The organism is Enterococcus sp. AZ197 (assembly GCF_050556405.1).
In the GTDB taxonomy this organism is placed as follows: Bacteria; Bacillota; Bacilli; order Lactobacillales; family Enterococcaceae; genus Enterococcus; species Enterococcus faecalis.
In genome coordinates this window covers 1,465,755-1,480,990 of sequence record NZ_CP187873.1, presented here as the reverse complement: position 1 = coordinate 1,480,990, position 15,236 = coordinate 1,465,755, and the positions used below count along the sequence as shown (strand labels likewise).

Annotated in this window: 13 protein-coding genes; 10 read left to right on the top strand and 3 right to left on the bottom strand. The window is 39.1% G+C overall.

Annotated elements, in window-relative coordinates; translation table 11 throughout:
• Positions 1-73 precede the first annotated feature (73 nt).
• From IGK82_RS07255 to IGK82_RS07230, 6 genes are all read left to right on the top strand, one after another.
• Positions 74-865 (top strand): dihydroorotate dehydrogenase electron transfer subunit, encoded by a 792-nt coding sequence (locus IGK82_RS07255; RefSeq protein WP_002397350.1) that lies wholly within the window; start codon positions 74-76, stop codon positions 863-865.
• Complete coding sequence (locus IGK82_RS07250; protein ID WP_002394493.1) at positions 862-1,800, top strand: dihydroorotate dehydrogenase; 939 nt, start codon at positions 862-864, stop codon at positions 1,798-1,800. Before IGK82_RS07255 ends, IGK82_RS07250 begins: the two co-directional genes overlap by 4 nt.
• Positions 1,790-2,503, top strand: coding sequence for an orotidine-5'-phosphate decarboxylase (gene pyrF, locus IGK82_RS07245; protein WP_002365730.1), 714 nt, complete (start codon positions 1,790-1,792; stop codon positions 2,501-2,503). The genes IGK82_RS07250 and pyrF overlap by 11 nt, the downstream gene beginning before the upstream one ends.
• A gap of 1 nt (position 2,504) precedes the next feature.
• Positions 2,505-3,137, top strand: coding sequence for an orotate phosphoribosyltransferase (pyrE, locus tag IGK82_RS07240; protein ID WP_002357418.1), 633 nt, complete (start codon positions 2,505-2,507; stop codon positions 3,135-3,137).
• Between the two features lie 182 nt (positions 3,138-3,319).
• Positions 3,320-4,033, top strand: a complete 714-nt coding sequence (locus tag IGK82_RS07235) for a carbonic anhydrase (protein WP_002394492.1) — start codon at positions 3,320-3,322, stop codon at positions 4,031-4,033.
• Between the two features lie 18 nt (positions 4,034-4,051).
• Positions 4,052-4,981 carry a LysR family transcriptional regulator gene (locus IGK82_RS07230; RefSeq protein ID WP_002361904.1) on the top strand — a complete coding sequence of 310 codons (930 nt, stop codon included), beginning with the start codon at positions 4,052-4,054 and terminating at the stop codon, positions 4,979-4,981.
• Positions 4,982-5,169: 188 nt separating this feature from the next.
• On the opposite strand, the gene IGK82_RS07225 is transcribed toward IGK82_RS07230, so the two are convergent.
• Complete coding sequence (locus IGK82_RS07225) at positions 5,170-6,216, bottom strand: GntR family transcriptional regulator (protein ID WP_002360181.1); 1,047 nt, start codon at positions 6,214-6,216, stop codon at positions 5,170-5,172.
• A gap of 156 nt (positions 6,217-6,372) precedes the next feature.
• On the opposite strand from IGK82_RS07225, the gene IGK82_RS07220 reads away from it, so the two are divergent.
• The 4 genes from IGK82_RS07220 (at position 6,373) to IGK82_RS07205 (ending at position 12,705) form a co-directional block, all read left to right on the top strand.
• Positions 6,373-7,662, top strand: coding sequence for a glycoside hydrolase family 125 protein (locus IGK82_RS07220; RefSeq protein WP_002365728.1), 1,290 nt, complete (start codon positions 6,373-6,375; stop codon positions 7,660-7,662).
• Positions 7,663-7,673: 11 nt separating this feature from the next.
• Positions 7,674-10,364 (top strand): alpha-mannosidase, encoded by a 2,691-nt coding sequence (locus IGK82_RS07215; protein ID WP_016622393.1) that lies wholly within the window; start codon positions 7,674-7,676, stop codon positions 10,362-10,364.
• A 161-nt stretch (positions 10,365-10,525) separates the two neighbouring features.
• Complete coding sequence (locus IGK82_RS07210; protein ID WP_002378373.1) at positions 10,526-11,704, top strand: pyridoxal phosphate-dependent aminotransferase; 1,179 nt, start codon at positions 10,526-10,528, stop codon at positions 11,702-11,704.
• Positions 11,705-11,814: 110 nt separating this feature from the next.
• The gene (locus IGK82_RS07205; RefSeq protein ID WP_002374731.1) at positions 11,815-12,705 is read left to right on the top strand and encodes a phosphate ABC transporter substrate-binding protein PstS family protein; all 891 of its coding nucleotides are present in this window, start codon (positions 11,815-11,817) and stop codon (positions 12,703-12,705) included.
• Positions 12,706-12,746: 41 nt separating this feature from the next.
• Here IGK82_RS07205 and pnpS read toward each other — a convergent pair whose 3' ends face one another.
• Complete coding sequence (gene pnpS / locus IGK82_RS07200; RefSeq protein ID WP_002393371.1) at positions 12,747-14,522, bottom strand: two-component system histidine kinase PnpS; 1,776 nt, start codon at positions 14,520-14,522, stop codon at positions 12,747-12,749.
• On the bottom strand, positions 14,519-15,229 hold the full coding sequence (locus tag IGK82_RS07195) for a response regulator transcription factor (RefSeq protein WP_002357427.1): 711 nt from the start codon (positions 15,227-15,229) through the stop codon (positions 14,519-14,521). The genes pnpS and IGK82_RS07195 overlap by 4 nt, the downstream gene beginning before the upstream one ends.
• Between the last annotated feature and the right edge of the window lie 7 nt (positions 15,230-15,236).

Here is a 15,236-nt window from a genome sequence, read left to right as displayed (position 1 = left end):
TTCCAGATTATTTTACGAAGAAATAGAAAATCATTTATAGGGGAATCAGAGAATAAAGGAGTGAAGGATACTGATGCAGAGAAAGCAAGAAATGATGACCATTGTAGCTCAAAAACAGTTAGCGCCACGGATTTATCAGTTAGACTTACAAGGCGAGTTAGTGAAAGAGATGACACGACCTGGACAGTTTGTGCATATCAAGGTTCCGCGTGCAGATTTACTTTTGCGGCGACCGATTAGCATCAACCAAATTGATCATTCGAATGAAACCTGTCGTTTGATTTATCGAGTCGAAGGCGCTGGAACGGAAGTGTTTGCTGCCATGAAGGCTGGTGAACAATTAGATATTTTAGGTCCTTTAGGAAACGGCTTTGATATAACTACCGTAGCAGCTGGTCAAACTGCTTTTATCGTTGGTGGAGGAATCGGGATTCCCCCATTGTATGAATTATCAAAACAACTCAATGAAAAAGGCGTGAAAGTGATTCATTTTCTTGGTTATGCATCAAAAGAGGTTGCTTATTACCAACAAGAATTTATGGCATTAGGAGAAACACATTTTGCCACAGATGACGGCTCGTTTGGCGCTCATGGCAACGTGGGCCGTTTATTGTCAGAAGCGTTAGCAAAAGGACGGATCCCTGATGCAGTGTATGCTTGTGGTGCGAATGGTATGTTAAAAGCAATTGATTCTTTATTTCCAACACATCCACACGTTTACCTTTCTTTAGAAGAACGGATGGCCTGTGGAATTGGGGCTTGCTATGCCTGCGTTTGCCATAAAAAAGGAGACACTACTGGAGCAAAAAGTGTCAAGGTCTGTGATGAAGGTCCGATTTTTAAAGCAAGTGAGGTTATCTTATGATGAAAAATCCTTTAGCCGTTTCAATTCCAGGTTTAACATTAAAAAATCCAATTATTCCCGCCAGTGGTTGCTTTGGGTTCGGGGAAGAATATGCTAACTATTATGACCTTGATCAATTAGGTTCAATTATGATTAAGGCAACAACGCCCCAAGCACGATATGGAAATCCCACACCACGTGTAGCTGAAACACCTAGTGGTATGCTAAATGCCATTGGATTGCAGAATCCAGGTTTAGAAGTGGTTATGCAAGAAAAATTACCGAAATTAGAAAAATACCCTAACTTACCGATTATCGCAAATGTTGCAGGTGCTTGCGAAGAGGACTATGTGGCTGTTTGCACAAAAATTGGGCAAGCGCCTAACGTCAAAGCAATTGAACTGAATATTTCCTGTCCTAATGTGAAACATGGCGGCATAGCTTTTGGTACAGATCCAGACATTGCTTTTCAATTAACACAAGCAGTCAAAAAAGTCGCCTCTGTTCCGATTTATGTTAAACTATCACCAAACGTAACGGACATTGTGCCGATCGCCCAAGCAATTGAAGCAGGGGGCGCAGACGGTTTTTCTATGATTAATACATTGCTAGGGATGCGCATTGATTTAAAAACGAGAAAACCTATTTTAGCCAATCAAACTGGTGGACTATCTGGACCAGCCATTAAACCTGTTGCTATTCGCTTAATCCGACAAGTAGCCAGTGTTTCTCAGTTGCCAATTATTGGAATGGGCGGTGTTCAAACAGTGGACGATGTCTTGGAAATGTTCATGGCAGGTGCTAGCGCTGTCGGGGTTGGTACGGCCAACTTTACAGATCCATATATTTGTCCGAAGTTGATTGACGGATTACCTAAGCGAATGGAAGAGTTAGGCATTGAATCGTTGGAACAATTAATTAAAGAAGTGAGAGAGGGGCAGCAAAATGCACGATAGACCAATTATTGCGTTAGATTTTCCCACGCAAAAAGAAGTGGCTGTTTTTTTAGAAAAATTTCCTAAGGAAGAAGCCTTGTTTGTTAAAGTGGGGATGGAACTTTTTTACGCAGAAGGACCAGCGATTGTTCGCTGGCTTAAAGAACAAGGACATGATGTTTTCTTGGATTTAAAATTACATGATATTCCGAATACTGTGGAAAAAGCGATGACAAATTTAGCAAAATTAGGCGTTGCCATTACCAATGTCCATGCAGCAGGGGGCGTTCGAATGATGCAAGCAGCTAAGGAAGGTCTAATCAAAGGGACTCAGCCAGGCGCTAAGGTTCCTGAGTTAATTGCTGTAACCCAGTTGACTTCTACTAGTGAAGAAGAGATGCACCATGATCAATTAATCAACGTTTCTTTAGAGACAAGTGTCATTCATTATGCTAAATGTGCGGAAAAAGCGGGTCTGGATGGCGTGGTTTGTTCAGCATTAGAAGCACGTGGTATTCAAGAAGCAACCAAGCAGACGTTTATTTGCTTAACACCTGGTATTCGTCCAGCAGGAAGTGCAGTAGGTGACCAACAACGGGTCGTAACGCCGCAACATGCTCGCGAAATCGGGTCCACATATATCGTTGTTGGCCGACCTATTACCCAAGCAGAAAATCCTTATGAAGCCTATCAAGAAATCAAAAAAGACTGGAGCGGAAAGTAACATGACAAAAGTAGCAAAAAAGATTGCCAAAGATTTATTAGATATTGAAGCGGTATTTTTAAACCCTAATGAGCCGTTTACCTGGGCTAGTGGCATAAAAAGCCCGATTTATTGTGATAACCGTATCACGATGAGTTATCCTGCTGTGCGTAAAGAAATTGCAGAAGGCTTAGCGGCAAAAATTAAAGAGACTTTCCCAGAAGTCGAAGTGATTGCTGGGACAGCTACCGCAGGGATTCCACATGCGGCATGGGTAGCCGATATTTTAGGATTACCAATGGTTTATATCCGCAGTAAAGCCAAAGACCACGGCAAAGGGAATCAAATTGAAGGCCGAATTTCTGAAGGACAAAAAATGGTAGTTATCGAGGATTTAATTTCAACCGGCGGTAGCGTGTTAGAAGCGGCAGAAGCGGCGGAACGTGAAGGAGCAACGGTTTTAGGCGTTGCGGCAATCTTCACTTATGAGTTACCCAAAGGAACGGCAAATTTTGCAGATAAACAGATGACGTTACTAACGTTAACCAATTACTCAACTTTAATTGATGCTGCATTAGAAGCAAACTATATCGAAGAAAAAGATGTTACCTTATTACAAGAATGGAAAAAAGATCCTGAAAACTGGGGCAAATAACCGTTGAACTAAAGATGGTTCTTGTCGTCTGATTTTTAGTGTCATTTTCAGTAACCAGATTTAACGGTAGGAGAACTTAGGTCATTTGCCGAGGCGCGTAATGATCTAAGTTCTTTTGTTTGACGTAGAAAAGATGTTAGGATAGAGTTTTAACATGAGTTTTACCTGATTACTATGTGGAAATGAAGGAAGAGTGTATGAAAAAAATAAAAAATATGGACGTTGAATGGAGCTATACAGGCAACGATGGACCAGAACATTGGCATACGCTATGTGACTGGTTTGCAGAAGGTGCTAAGTTTGCTTATCAATCGCCAATTGCTTTAGAAAAAGAAAGTGCTGAGACAATAAATTCTCAGATTACGTTTCATTATAAAAAAGAAGAATTCACTGAAAAGGAATTCAAAAATACGTTTCATTTTGTACCACCAAATACGGAAAGTTACGTAATGTTTGAAAATGTTGCGTATCATTTAACCGATATCCATTTTCATATGCCTAGCGAACATTTGCTGTCGGGAAAGCAGTATCCGCTAGAATTCCATTTGGTTCATATGAATGATGCTGGCGAAAATTTAGTTGTCGGTTGCCTGTTTACCATCACAGAGGAAGAAAATCGTTTTTCAGAAGCGAATCATCCGATGGACTGGGAAAACGGCACGCACCAACAATGGTTTAATCCGTCAATCTTTTTACCAGAGGAGCGTCTACACTACCATTATGTAGGCTCGTTAACAACACCGCCAACTAAGGGTCCAGTGAAATGGTTTGTATTTGATACCATTCAAAAAATGGATCAAGCCTTTTTAAATAAGATCAAGGAAGGTATGTTGGCCTTTAACAATCGGCCCCTTCAGCCGTTGAATGGGCGTAAGATTTATTTTTCAAATGATTAGTGTGTGGAGGAAAAAGGGTTGAATATTCAACAAATGAAGTATGTTGCTGCCATAGCTAACAATGGGAGTTTTCGGGAAGCAGCCAAAAAACTATTTATTACACAACCTAGCTTGTCAAATAGTATTCGGGAATTAGAAGAAGAACTAGGGATTTCCCTCTTTTTACGTACCAATAAGGGTGCTTTTTTAACAGAAGAAGGAATGGTTTTTTTAGAACAAGCAGAGAAAGTTTTAGTTCAAATGGAGTTATTGGAAAATCGCTATCGCGAGACAGTGACCAGCGAACGATTCTCCATCTCTTCGCAACATTACGATTTTTTAGGTGAGGTAATTGCCAAAGTTCTTAAAAAGTATGGGGATCAATATAAAGATTTTCGTGTCTTTGAAACCACAACCTTAAAAGTAATTGAAGACGTCAAAGGATTTCACAGTGAGTTGGGGATTATTTATTTAAATGAACAAAATAGTGTCAGTATTGAACGGTATTTAGAACAAGCTAATCTAGCCTACGAGGTAATTAGTACTTTTAATACACACATTTTTTTAGGAAATCATCATCCTTTAGCCAAGCAAAAAGAAATTCATTTAGAGGAATTAGTTCCCTATCCACAAGTTCGCTTTAATCAAGAAGGAAGCAATTTTTCCTATTTTTCTGAAGATTTAGTTGAAATTCCTGAACAGGAATCGGTCATTCATACTACGGATCGTGGAACCTTGATGAATTTGTTGGTAGAAACCAATGCTTATGCTTCTGGTTCAGGTGTCGTAACGGGTTTTACGAAGAAAGAAATTCGGTTAGTGCCATTGGCGCCAGCTTTGGAAAATCGTATTTGTTTACTCTTTCCCAAAAATCGGGAAATCAGTCCGATTGGTCGCTACTTTATCAAAGAACTAAAAGCGTTGTTTAAAAAAGAGGTAGATACCAAAACGTTTAGCACTAAGGAATAAAAAGAAGAGGTCGGGACAGAAGTGTTTAACTCCGAGAAATAAGAAGGAATTTCCGAAAATTGTTCTTTAATTTTTGGAGAATTTCGGCTTATTTCCGAAGGAGTTGCTTCTGTTCCCGCCGTTTATTAGTTTTTGAGCGTGGAGCAAAAATCCAAAGTGATTTTTGTCCCACGCTCTTCTTTTTTGGCTCATTTTGAAACAGTAGAAATGGTTTCTCTTTCAATTAATGTGACAGGTACTTGAATGTCTTCTATGATTTGAATGTCTTGTTGCATCGTTTGTAATAACACTTCACCAGCTAGTTTTCCCATTTCTTTAAAGTCTTGCGCCATGGTTGTTAATGGCGGTTCGACAAATGCTGCTGCTTGAATATCGTCAAAACCAATAATCGATAATTCTTCTGGCACATGAATACCTAGGTTTTTACAGTTTCGTAAACAATGTAACGCGCTGAAGTCATTATCGCAGACCACGGCTGTAAGTTGGTGCGCCTCAAAATACTGTTTAAAGTTGTGTTCATCTAAGAGATTGGTTTCCGTGATTGCTGTATGGAACGCCAGATTGGCTTCTTTTAAAGCTTGGAGATAACCTAAATAACGTTGCCGAACGGATTGTAGGGCCGGACTTCCTGAAAGGATATATCCAATTTTTGTATGTCCTAAGCCAATTAAGCGTTCGGTTGCTGTTTTACCACCAGCAAAGTTGTCTGATTGAATGGTTGCAAAAGGTAAATCATGGATCTTTTTATCCAAGACAACGACTGGAAAATTCATCAAAGCCAACTCAAACAATAAGTCGAGGTAGTCATTACTAGTAGCAGCATAATAGACAAGCCCGGCAAACTCATTCACAATGTCCGCAGCATTTTTCTCTCTCAAAAAATTAGGCGAGGTCATAAAGACTTCTAAACCAGCTGCTTGAATAGTAGGGGCCAAACCGCTATAGAAATTTCCTACTGATAAATCGTCTGCAAAAGGCAATAAAAAAAGAACTTTATTTAAAGAGGTATGAAGAGGATGCTTTGGTGCTTGAACAAAACTTCCTTTTCCTTGGTGACGTTGGATTACGCCTTGCGTTTCCAACTCAGTTAGCGCTCGTTTGGACGTAATTCTACTGACGTTAAACTGAGCCGATAATTCTTTTTCGGTAGGCACTTGCGCTCCAACAGGCAATCGCCCAGAATCAATTTCATTTTGTAAATAATCAATAATTTGTTGATATAATGGTTGCTTCATTCATTTCACCTCACAATAAGATATATCTTATTTATAGTTTACCATAAATTAATTGGTTTTAAAATGAAAAAAATGATCGAAATCACTAGACAAAGTGAAATGTAAACGCTATAATTCAATTGTAAAATGATATATCAAATTTAAGAGGTGACGAGAATGGTTTATACAGAAGTTCCAAAATCCGTAGCAACATTTATGGAGACAATTACAGAAAAATGCGGTGAAGCACATCAAGATTGGGCAAAAAACTTTCAGGCGGCCTTTGCCAATACTTTACTAACAACAGTGAAACGTCAAGAAGATGGTACTACCTTTTTATTAACAGGCGATATTCCAGCAATGTGGTTAAGAGACTCAACAGCGCAAGTTCGTCCATATTTAGTGATTGCGAAAGAAGACGAAGATCTTGCTCAAATGATTGCTGGGTTGGTTAAGCGCCAGTTTCGTTATATTTGCATTGATCCTTATGCCAATGCGTTTAATGAAACAGATAATCATGCAGGCCATCAAACTGATAAGACAGAAATGAATGGCTGGATTTGGGAACGGAAATATGAAATTGATTCATTATGTTACCCGGTCCAATTAGCCTATTTACTTTATAAAAATACTGGGATGACCGAACAATTTAATTCAGATTTTGTGGAAGGCGTCAAAAAAATTCTCAACGTTTTCACAACAGAACAAGATCACGCACAGTCACCTTATTTATTTGAACGAGATACGTGGCGTCAAGAAGATACGTTGGTTGAAGCAGGGAAAGGAACACCAGTTGGCAAAACAGGGATGACATGGTCAGGCTTCCGTCCTAGTGATGATGCCTGCCAATATGGTTACTTAGTTCCTTCTAACATGTTTGCAGTTGTAATTTTAGGCTATATTCAAGAAATTTTCTCTGATGTTTTAGAAGATGCTACGATTGTGGCGATTGCTAAAAAATTACAAGAAGAGATTGAAGAAGGCATTCAAACATTTGGACGAACAAAAAATCAAAATAACGAAACGATTTATGCGTATGAAGTGGATGGCTTAGGCAATGCAAGCGTGATGGATGACAGTAATGTTCCCAATTTAGTAGCAGCCCCTTATCTGGGTTATTGTTCAACAGAGGATGAACAATATTTAACAACCCGTCAAACCTTATTAAGTAAAGAAAATCCTTACTTCTATGAAGGCAAATTCGCGAAAGGGATTGGTAGCTCGCATACACCAGAAAATTACGTGTGGCCGATTGCTTTAGCAATGGAAGGAATGACAACCAAAGATAAAGCTGAAAAAGAACGAATTTTAGATTTATTAGTTGCCACAGATGCGGGGACTCATTTGATGCATGAAGGTTTTGACGTAGATAATCCTGAAAATTATACAAGAGAATGGTTTTCATGGGCTAATATGATGTTTTGTGAATTAGTTATGGATTATTTTGACATCCGAGTGGAAAAATAGGAGGAAAAGTGATGACAAAGAAAAAAGTCTATATTGTTTCCCATAGTCATTGGGATCGTGAATGGTATCTTCCTTATGAAGAACATCATATGCGCTTAATTGAATTAGTGGATAATGTATTAGATTTAATTGAAAATGATCCAGAGTTTAACAGTTTCCATTTAGATGGACAAACGATTATCTTAGACGACTATTTACAAGTTCGCCCAGAGAAAAAAGAAGCCGTAAAAAAAGCTGTCCAAGCAGGCAAACTAAAAATCGGACCATTTTATATTTTACAAGATGACTTTTTAATTAGCTCTGAATCCAATGTTCGAAACATGCTGATTGGGCATTTAGAAAGTCAAAAATGGGGAGCACCAGTTCAATTAGGTTACTTCCCGGATACATTTGGGAATATGGGTCAAACGCCTCAAATGATGCAATTAGCAAATCTGCCTGCGGCTGCCTTTGGACGCGGGGTGAAACCGATTGGCTTTGATAACCAAGTCTTAGAAAGCGACTATAGCTCACAATATTCTGAAATGTGGTGGGAAGGTCCTGATCAAACGAAAATTTTCGGCTTGCTTTTTGCTAACTGGTATAGTAATGGGAACGAAATTCCTTCAGAAAAAGAAGCGGCAATCGCTTTTTGGAAACAAAAATTGGCTGATGTGGAACGTTACGCTTCCACAAACCATTTATTGATGATGAATGGGGTCGACCACCAACCGGTACAAAGAGATATTACTAAGGCCATCGCTTTAGCCAATGAACTATTCCCAGAATATGAATTTATTCATTCCAATTTCGATGACTATTTGAAAGCTGTTCAAGAGGAGTTACCAGAAGATTTAGGAACAGTAACAGGCGAATTAACGAGTCAAGAAACGGATGGCTGGTACACATTAGCCAATACTTCTTCTGCTCGCGTCTATTTAAAACAGTGGAACACAAAAGTCCAACGCCAATTAGAAAATATCGCAGAACCTTTAGCAGCGATGGCTTACGAAGTAACTGGCGACTACCCACATGACCAATTTGATTATGCTTGGAAAACATTGCTTCAAAACCATCCGCACGATAGTATTTGTGGCTGTTCTGTCGACGAGGTTCACCGAGGCATGATGACTCGCTTTGAAAATGCCAATGATGTCGGGCATTTCTTAGCAGATGAAGCAACACGACAATTAACAGAAGCAATTGATACAAGTGTTTTCCCAGAAAAAGCGCACCCGTTTGTTTTATTTAATACTAGTGGCTATCAGAAAACGGAGGTTGTCACTGTGGAAGTGGAGATTGAACGATTGCCATTTTATACAGGAAAACCTGAAGATCTTTATCATGAATTAAAACAAAAAGCCACCCCAGATTATCAAGTGATTGATCCAACTGGAAAAGCCGTTGCAAGCCGTATTGTCAAAGAAGATGTTCGTTTTGGTTACGATTTACCTAAAGATGCTTTCCGTCAACCGTACATGGCCAAATACTTAACGGTCGAATTATCTGTCAAAGAAATGGCGCCATTCTCTTGGGATAGCTTTGCATTGATTCAAGGAGAAACGAAAGCTTTTGAAGGAAGTCTTTTGGCTCAACCAGCAACAAATGAAATGGAAAACGAATTTATTCAAGTGAAAATTGAAAACAATGGTAGCTTAACCATTGCTGACAAAAAAACAGGAGAAACATTTTCAAAATTGTTAACATTTGAAGATACTGGCGACATTGGGAATGAATATATCTTTTTCAAACCGACCGAAGACCAAGGAATTACAACCGAAAATGTAACGGCTGAAATTACGAATAAAGAAAATTCCCCTGTAAAAGCAAGTTATCAAATTAAACAAACCGTCATGTTACCAGTTGCAGCAGATGAACGATTAGAAGAAGAACAAAAGGCTGTTCGTGAGTTTAGAGAACGCCAAGCACAACGTTCAACGACGCTTCGCCCGTTCGAAATAACGACAGTGGTTACAATGATCAAAGAAAGTAACCAATTATTCTTTGAAACAACCATTAATAATCAAATCAAAGATCATCGTTTACGCGTGCTTTTCCCAACTGGCATGGTCACAGAAACACACGAAGCGGATAGTATTTATGAAGTCGTGACACGACCAAATCAAGTAAGCGACGCATGGGAAAATCCAACAAACCCGCAGCACCAACAAGCGTTTGTGAATGTTCATGACCAAAATAAAGGCGTGACTATCTTCAATGAAGGCTTAAATGAGTATGAAGTATTGGCAGATGGAACCATTGCGGTCACATTAATTCGTTGTGTTGGCGAACTAGGTGATTGGGGCTATTTTGCGACACCAGAAGCACAATGCCAAGGAGAATATACCTTTAAATATGGTTTGTCATTGCATGGAAAACCAGAAGAACGCTTTGCTACGTATCAACAAGCCTATAGTGCACAAATTCCTTTTACTGCAGCTACTACTACGCGTCATGAAGGTAAACTAGCACCGAACCATGTCTATTTGACAACGGCAGAAGGACCAATTGGTTGGACAGCCGTTAAACGTCAAGAGCAAACAAATCATTTAGTCGTTCGTGGCTTTAATCTAACAGCGCAAAATATTCCTTGTGAACTTCACAAAGAGACACAACCAGCGACTTGTTTAACAAATGTATTAGAAGAACCGTTGACACCAGCGATAGAAGTTGATGCACCATTACGTCCGTTTGAAATTCGGACATGGCGTTTCGAAAAATAAATAAATAGGAGAACTTTGTTGAAAAGGACAAAGTTCTCCTATTTTCTTCTCTGTCGTTTTTTTGAGATATTTATAATAAAAATCTAGCGAAACAATGAGAAAATCATTCATTTTACGGTCAATTTGTGCTACTATAACGTCAACTGAAGGAGTGAAGCTAAATGGATTTAACCAATCGTTTTAATCGTCAAGTAAATAAAATTGCTGTTTCTTTAATTCGTCAATTTGACGAACAAGTCTCAGGAATTGAAGGTATTTTAAAATTAACGCTAGGAGAGCCGGATTTTAACACACCTGAGCATGTCAAAAAAGCAGCCAAAGAAGCAATTGATGCGAATTTTTCTCATTATACAGGGATGTCTGGTTTATTAGATGTCCGTGAAGCAGCCGCTTATTTTATGAAAGAAAAGTACCATTTGACTTACCAGCCTGGGACAGAAATTTTAGTAACAGTTGGAGCAACAGAAGCGATTTCAGCTTCGTTATTAGCAATTTTAGAACAAGGTGACAAAGTGCTATTGCCAGCACCTATTTACCCAGGGTATGAACCAATTATTACATTGGCGGGGGCGGAACCGGTATATTTGGATACACGAGACAATGATTTTGTCTTGACCCCTGAAATGATTGAAGCGGCAATGGCCGAGCATGGGGAACAAGTCAAAGCAATTATTTTAAATTATCCTAGCAACCCAACTGGTGTCACCTATAACCGCCAAGAGTTGCAAGCAATTGCTGATGTTCTAAAAAAATACGACATTTTTGTGATTAGTGATGAAATTTATAGTGAGTTAACTTATGATGAGAGTCATGTTTCGATTGCTGAAATGTTACGTGACCAAACGATTTTAATTAACGGTTTGTCGAAATCACATGCCATGACAGGCTGGCGGATTGGCTTTATTTTTGCACCAGCGATTTTAACAGCGGAGATCATTAAAGTTCATCAGTATTTAGTTACTGCGGCTGCAACAGTGTCTCAAAAAGCGGCTGTTCGTGCCTTAATCGAAGGAATGCATGATGCTGAAATTATGAAAGAAGAGTATCGGAAACGGCGCGATTTTGTTTATGAACAGATGACTCAATTGGGGTTTGAGGTTGCACGTCCAAATGGCGCCTTTTATATTTTTGCTAAGATTCCTACTGGTTATGAACAAGATTCTATGAAATTTTGTATTGATTTAGCGCAAAAAGAAGCAGTAGCGTTGATTCCAGGTATTTCTTTTGGTCCAGAAGCAGAAGGATACGTCCGAATTAGTTATGCGTCCGATATGGATAAATTAACAACGGCCATGGAACGAATCGCACATTACATGGCGACACAACGCGTAACGCACTAGCCTTTATAGATTCTTTACACACCTTTACCTTTTATTTACATTTAATTGAAACAGAATTAACAGAGTCTTGGTAGACTAAACTTGTAACTAATTGAAAAGGAAGTGCAAAGATGAAAAAACGTGTAATTGCAGCAACTATGCTGAGTCTAGGGTTATTATTAACTGGGTGCGGAGCTCAAGGAGGCACAACTGAAAAATCCAGCGAAGCGGATAGTAACAAACCAGTTAAAATTGTCGCTGTTGGTTCCACCGCTTTACAACCGTTAGTAGATGCTGCGAAAGATCAATTTACACAAGAACATCCTAATTATACAGTTTCTGTCCAAGGTGGCGGCAGCGGAACAGGACTTTCGCAAGTTGCAGATGGCGCAGTGACCATTGGAAATTCCGATGTGTTTGCCGAAGAGAAAGATGGCGTGGATGCCTCTAAATTAGTCGATCATCGGGTGGCCGTGGTCGGTATGGGACCAGTGGTCAACAAAGAAGTCGGCGTGAAGAATTTAACGAAGCAACAATTGATTGATGTCTTTACTGGCAAAGTCAAAAACTGGAAAGAAGTGGGCGGCAAAGATCAAGAAATCGTCGTAATAAACCGCGCAAACGGAAGTGGCACCCGAGCAACATTTGAAAAATGGGGCTTAGATGGAGCTAAACCAGTTCAATCACAAGAACAAGATTCTTCGGGAACAGTTCGTAAAATTGTTGAACAAACACCAGGAGCAATCAGCTATTTAGCTTTTTCTTATATGGATGATTCCACCGTTGCCTTAAGCATTGATGGTGTTGAACCAAAAGAAGAACACGTGAAAGACAATTCATGGAAAATCTGGTCTTATGAACATATGTATACAAAAGGGGAGCCTAATAAAGATGTAAAAGCCTTCTTAGACTATATGGTCACCGATGATGTTCAAAAAACAATTGTCAAAGACTTAGGTTATTTAGCCATCACAGATATGCAAGTAGAACGTGATGTAAATGGAAAAGTAACTGAAAAATAAACAAAAAAACTCAGCCAATAAACAGGATTGGCTGAGTTTTTTTAGGCTTCTTTTTTTGTTAAAGGCAAGGTGATTGTAAAAGTGGTCCCTAAGCCTAAGTGACTATCAATGGCGATTTTACCGCCTAATAATTCTGTGTAATTTTGGACAATAGCTAGACCTAGACCGGTGCCACCAGAATGACGGCTACGTGCTTTATCGACACGATAGAACCGTTCAAAGATCCGTTCTTGGTCTTTTTGACTAATGCCAATGCCAGTATCTTGAACAGATAAACGTAATTGCTGATTTTCAATAGCATAAGAAATAGTAATCTGTCCATTTTCTTGGGAATACTGAATGGCATTTTCAATTAGATTCTTCACGATTGGATAAAACAATTCGTATTTGGTGAAAAACTGGCTCTCTGGCAGACCATGAACGACTGTTTTCAGCTGTTTTGCTACCAATTGTTGCTGATAAGAGCCGAGAATTTCTGTAATAAATTTTTCTAAAGTAATTTCTTGTTCTGCATAAGGAATTGTTGCGCTGCCCCGAGAAAGTTCTAAAATTTCTTGAATTAATTGTTGCAGACGCTGGGCATCTTTTTGCATGATGTGCAAAAATTGATCAAGGACTTTCGGATCTTCTTTGGCGCCATCTATGAGTGTCTCGGTAAAGCCCAAAAGAGAAGTGACAGGCGTTTTTAATTCATGAGACACGTTTGATACAAAATCTTTTTGCATTTTTTCTAGTTGGCGAACGCGCGTTAAATCATAGGCAATTCCTAATACTTGATAATCATTGGCACTTTGATCATCCAAGTAACGAAGAGAAAGATCTAAGCGTAAAGGTGTTGGTCCCTGTGTCACAGTGATTTCTTGATGTAAGCTGTTTTTTTCAGCGACGACTTGATGGATTAAATGAATCAAATCGGCGTCTTGAATCACTTCAAGATAATTGCTTTGCATATTTTTAGCAGAGAGTCCTAACATTTCCTGCATTTTAGGGTTCAACAGACGAAGCCGTCCTTGCGTATCAATGATAAAGACACCAATCATCAACTCATCTAAAAGTTCGTGAAATTGCTCATCCGCAGACGTATACGCTTTATACGTTTGACTTACTTGTTGACTCAGTAAGTTAATAGTTTCGTAAAGTTCATTCCATTCAGAAGATTGCTGGATAATGGATCGATTTTCATCTGGATGTTTAAGCATTCGTTTCAGAATCGGTAAGACAGTCACTAGCGGTTGATTTTTTTGCCGTAACAATAAAAAGATAAACAAGGTAATTAGTAGGAACAAGATGCCAAATGTAAAGATAATATAGCGACGAAAAGATTGGATATTTTTAGAAAATAGCGCGGTTTGTTCCGAAATCCGAATAATACCAACGATTTCTCCTGATTTTAAAACAGGCGTGGCAACGTACAGAAGTTCTTTATTTAACGTTTTACTCTTTCGTAAAGCTGAACCATAGGTAGCTCCTGATAGAACCGCAGCGATTTCAGGTCGTTTTTTGTGCGACTCTAGCGGTTCATTTTGGCTGCTGTCAAAAAAGACGGTACCATTTTTTTGCAACAAAGTTACCCGTTCTTCTGCATCATCTAACGCATGGGTGACAAGGAGTTGTTGTTGGTTTGTCAGTTGCCCTTTTTCGAAAACGGAAGGGGGCAACTGGTCTGTTAAAAGGGTATTTTTTCTTCTTAAATAGGTTTCTTGCTGAGCAACCATTTCTTTTTGAAAGAAAAAATTGGTCGCTGCAATACTCCCGACAAATAATAAAAGCATGACTGCCGCAACTAAAAAATATTCAATCCGCAGTCTCTTTTTCATCGTTTTGGCTCCTGAAAACGGTAGCCAAAGCCACGGACAGTTACTAAGTAAACGGGCCGTTTGGGATCGGGCTCGATTTTATCACGTAAATGACTAATGTGGACATCGACGATGCGACTTTGTCCAGCGAAGTCATATTGCCAAATTCGTTCCAACAAGGTTTCCCGATTAATGACCCGATCTTTGCGTTTCATGAAGTAAACGAGTAATTCAAATTCTTTCGGTGTTAGCTCAATGGGCTGATTGCGCACAAAGACTTCATAATTTTGTTCATCTACACGAATCTCGCCAATCACAAGCGGAGCTTTAGGTGTGTCCTCTTGAAGCGTTTCGGTCGTGGTAGGTTTTAAACGACGAAAAATAGCTTTCATGCGTGCTAGGACTTCTCTGGGACTAAAAGGTTTTGTTAAATAATCATCTGCCCCAATTTCTAAGCCGATGATTTTATCTACTTGTTCATCTTTGGCAGTTAAAATCAAAATAGGCGTGTCAATTTTTTCTCGACGAAGTGCTTTGGTAATTTCTAAGCCATCCATACCAGGAAGCATTACATCTAAAATTATAAAATCATATTGATTAGACAAAGCTAATTCGAAGCCGTTTTTACCATCTTCGGAAGTAGTCACCTGATAGCCTTCTTTTTCCAAATTAAAGGTTAACAAAGTTAAAATCGATGGTTCATCATCGACGACAAGAACTTTTTTCATTTACATA

Coding starts and splice junctions, on each gene's coding strand:
- IGK82_RS07255 (WP_002397350.1), top strand. CDS start 74: ATGCAGAGAAAGCAAGAAATGATGACCATTGTAGCTCAAAAACAGTTA.
- IGK82_RS07250 (WP_002394493.1), top strand. CDS start 862: ATGATGAAAAATCCTTTAGCCGTTTCAATTCCAGGTTTAACATTAAAA.
- pyrF (WP_002365730.1), top strand. CDS start 1,790: ATGCACGATAGACCAATTATTGCGTTAGATTTTCCCACGCAAAAAGAA.
- pyrE (WP_002357418.1), top strand. CDS start 2,505: ATGACAAAAGTAGCAAAAAAGATTGCCAAAGATTTATTAGATATTGAA.
- IGK82_RS07235 (WP_002394492.1), top strand. CDS start 3,320: ATGAAGGAAGAGTGTATGAAAAAAATAAAAAATATGGACGTTGAATGG.
- IGK82_RS07225 (WP_002360181.1), bottom strand. CDS start 6,216: ATGAAGCAACCATTATATCAACAAATTATTGATTATTTACAAAATGAA.
- IGK82_RS07220 (WP_002365728.1), top strand. CDS start 6,373: ATGGTTTATACAGAAGTTCCAAAATCCGTAGCAACATTTATGGAGACA.
- IGK82_RS07215 (WP_016622393.1), top strand. CDS start 7,674: ATGACAAAGAAAAAAGTCTATATTGTTTCCCATAGTCATTGGGATCGT.
- IGK82_RS07210 (WP_002378373.1), top strand. CDS start 10,526: ATGGATTTAACCAATCGTTTTAATCGTCAAGTAAATAAAATTGCTGTT.
- IGK82_RS07205 (WP_002374731.1), top strand. CDS start 11,815: ATGAAAAAACGTGTAATTGCAGCAACTATGCTGAGTCTAGGGTTATTA.
- pnpS (WP_002393371.1), bottom strand. CDS start 14,522: ATGAAAAAGAGACTGCGGATTGAATATTTTTTAGTTGCGGCAGTCATG.
- IGK82_RS07195 (WP_002357427.1), bottom strand. CDS start 15,229: ATGAAAAAAGTTCTTGTCGTCGATGATGAACCATCGATTTTAACTTTG.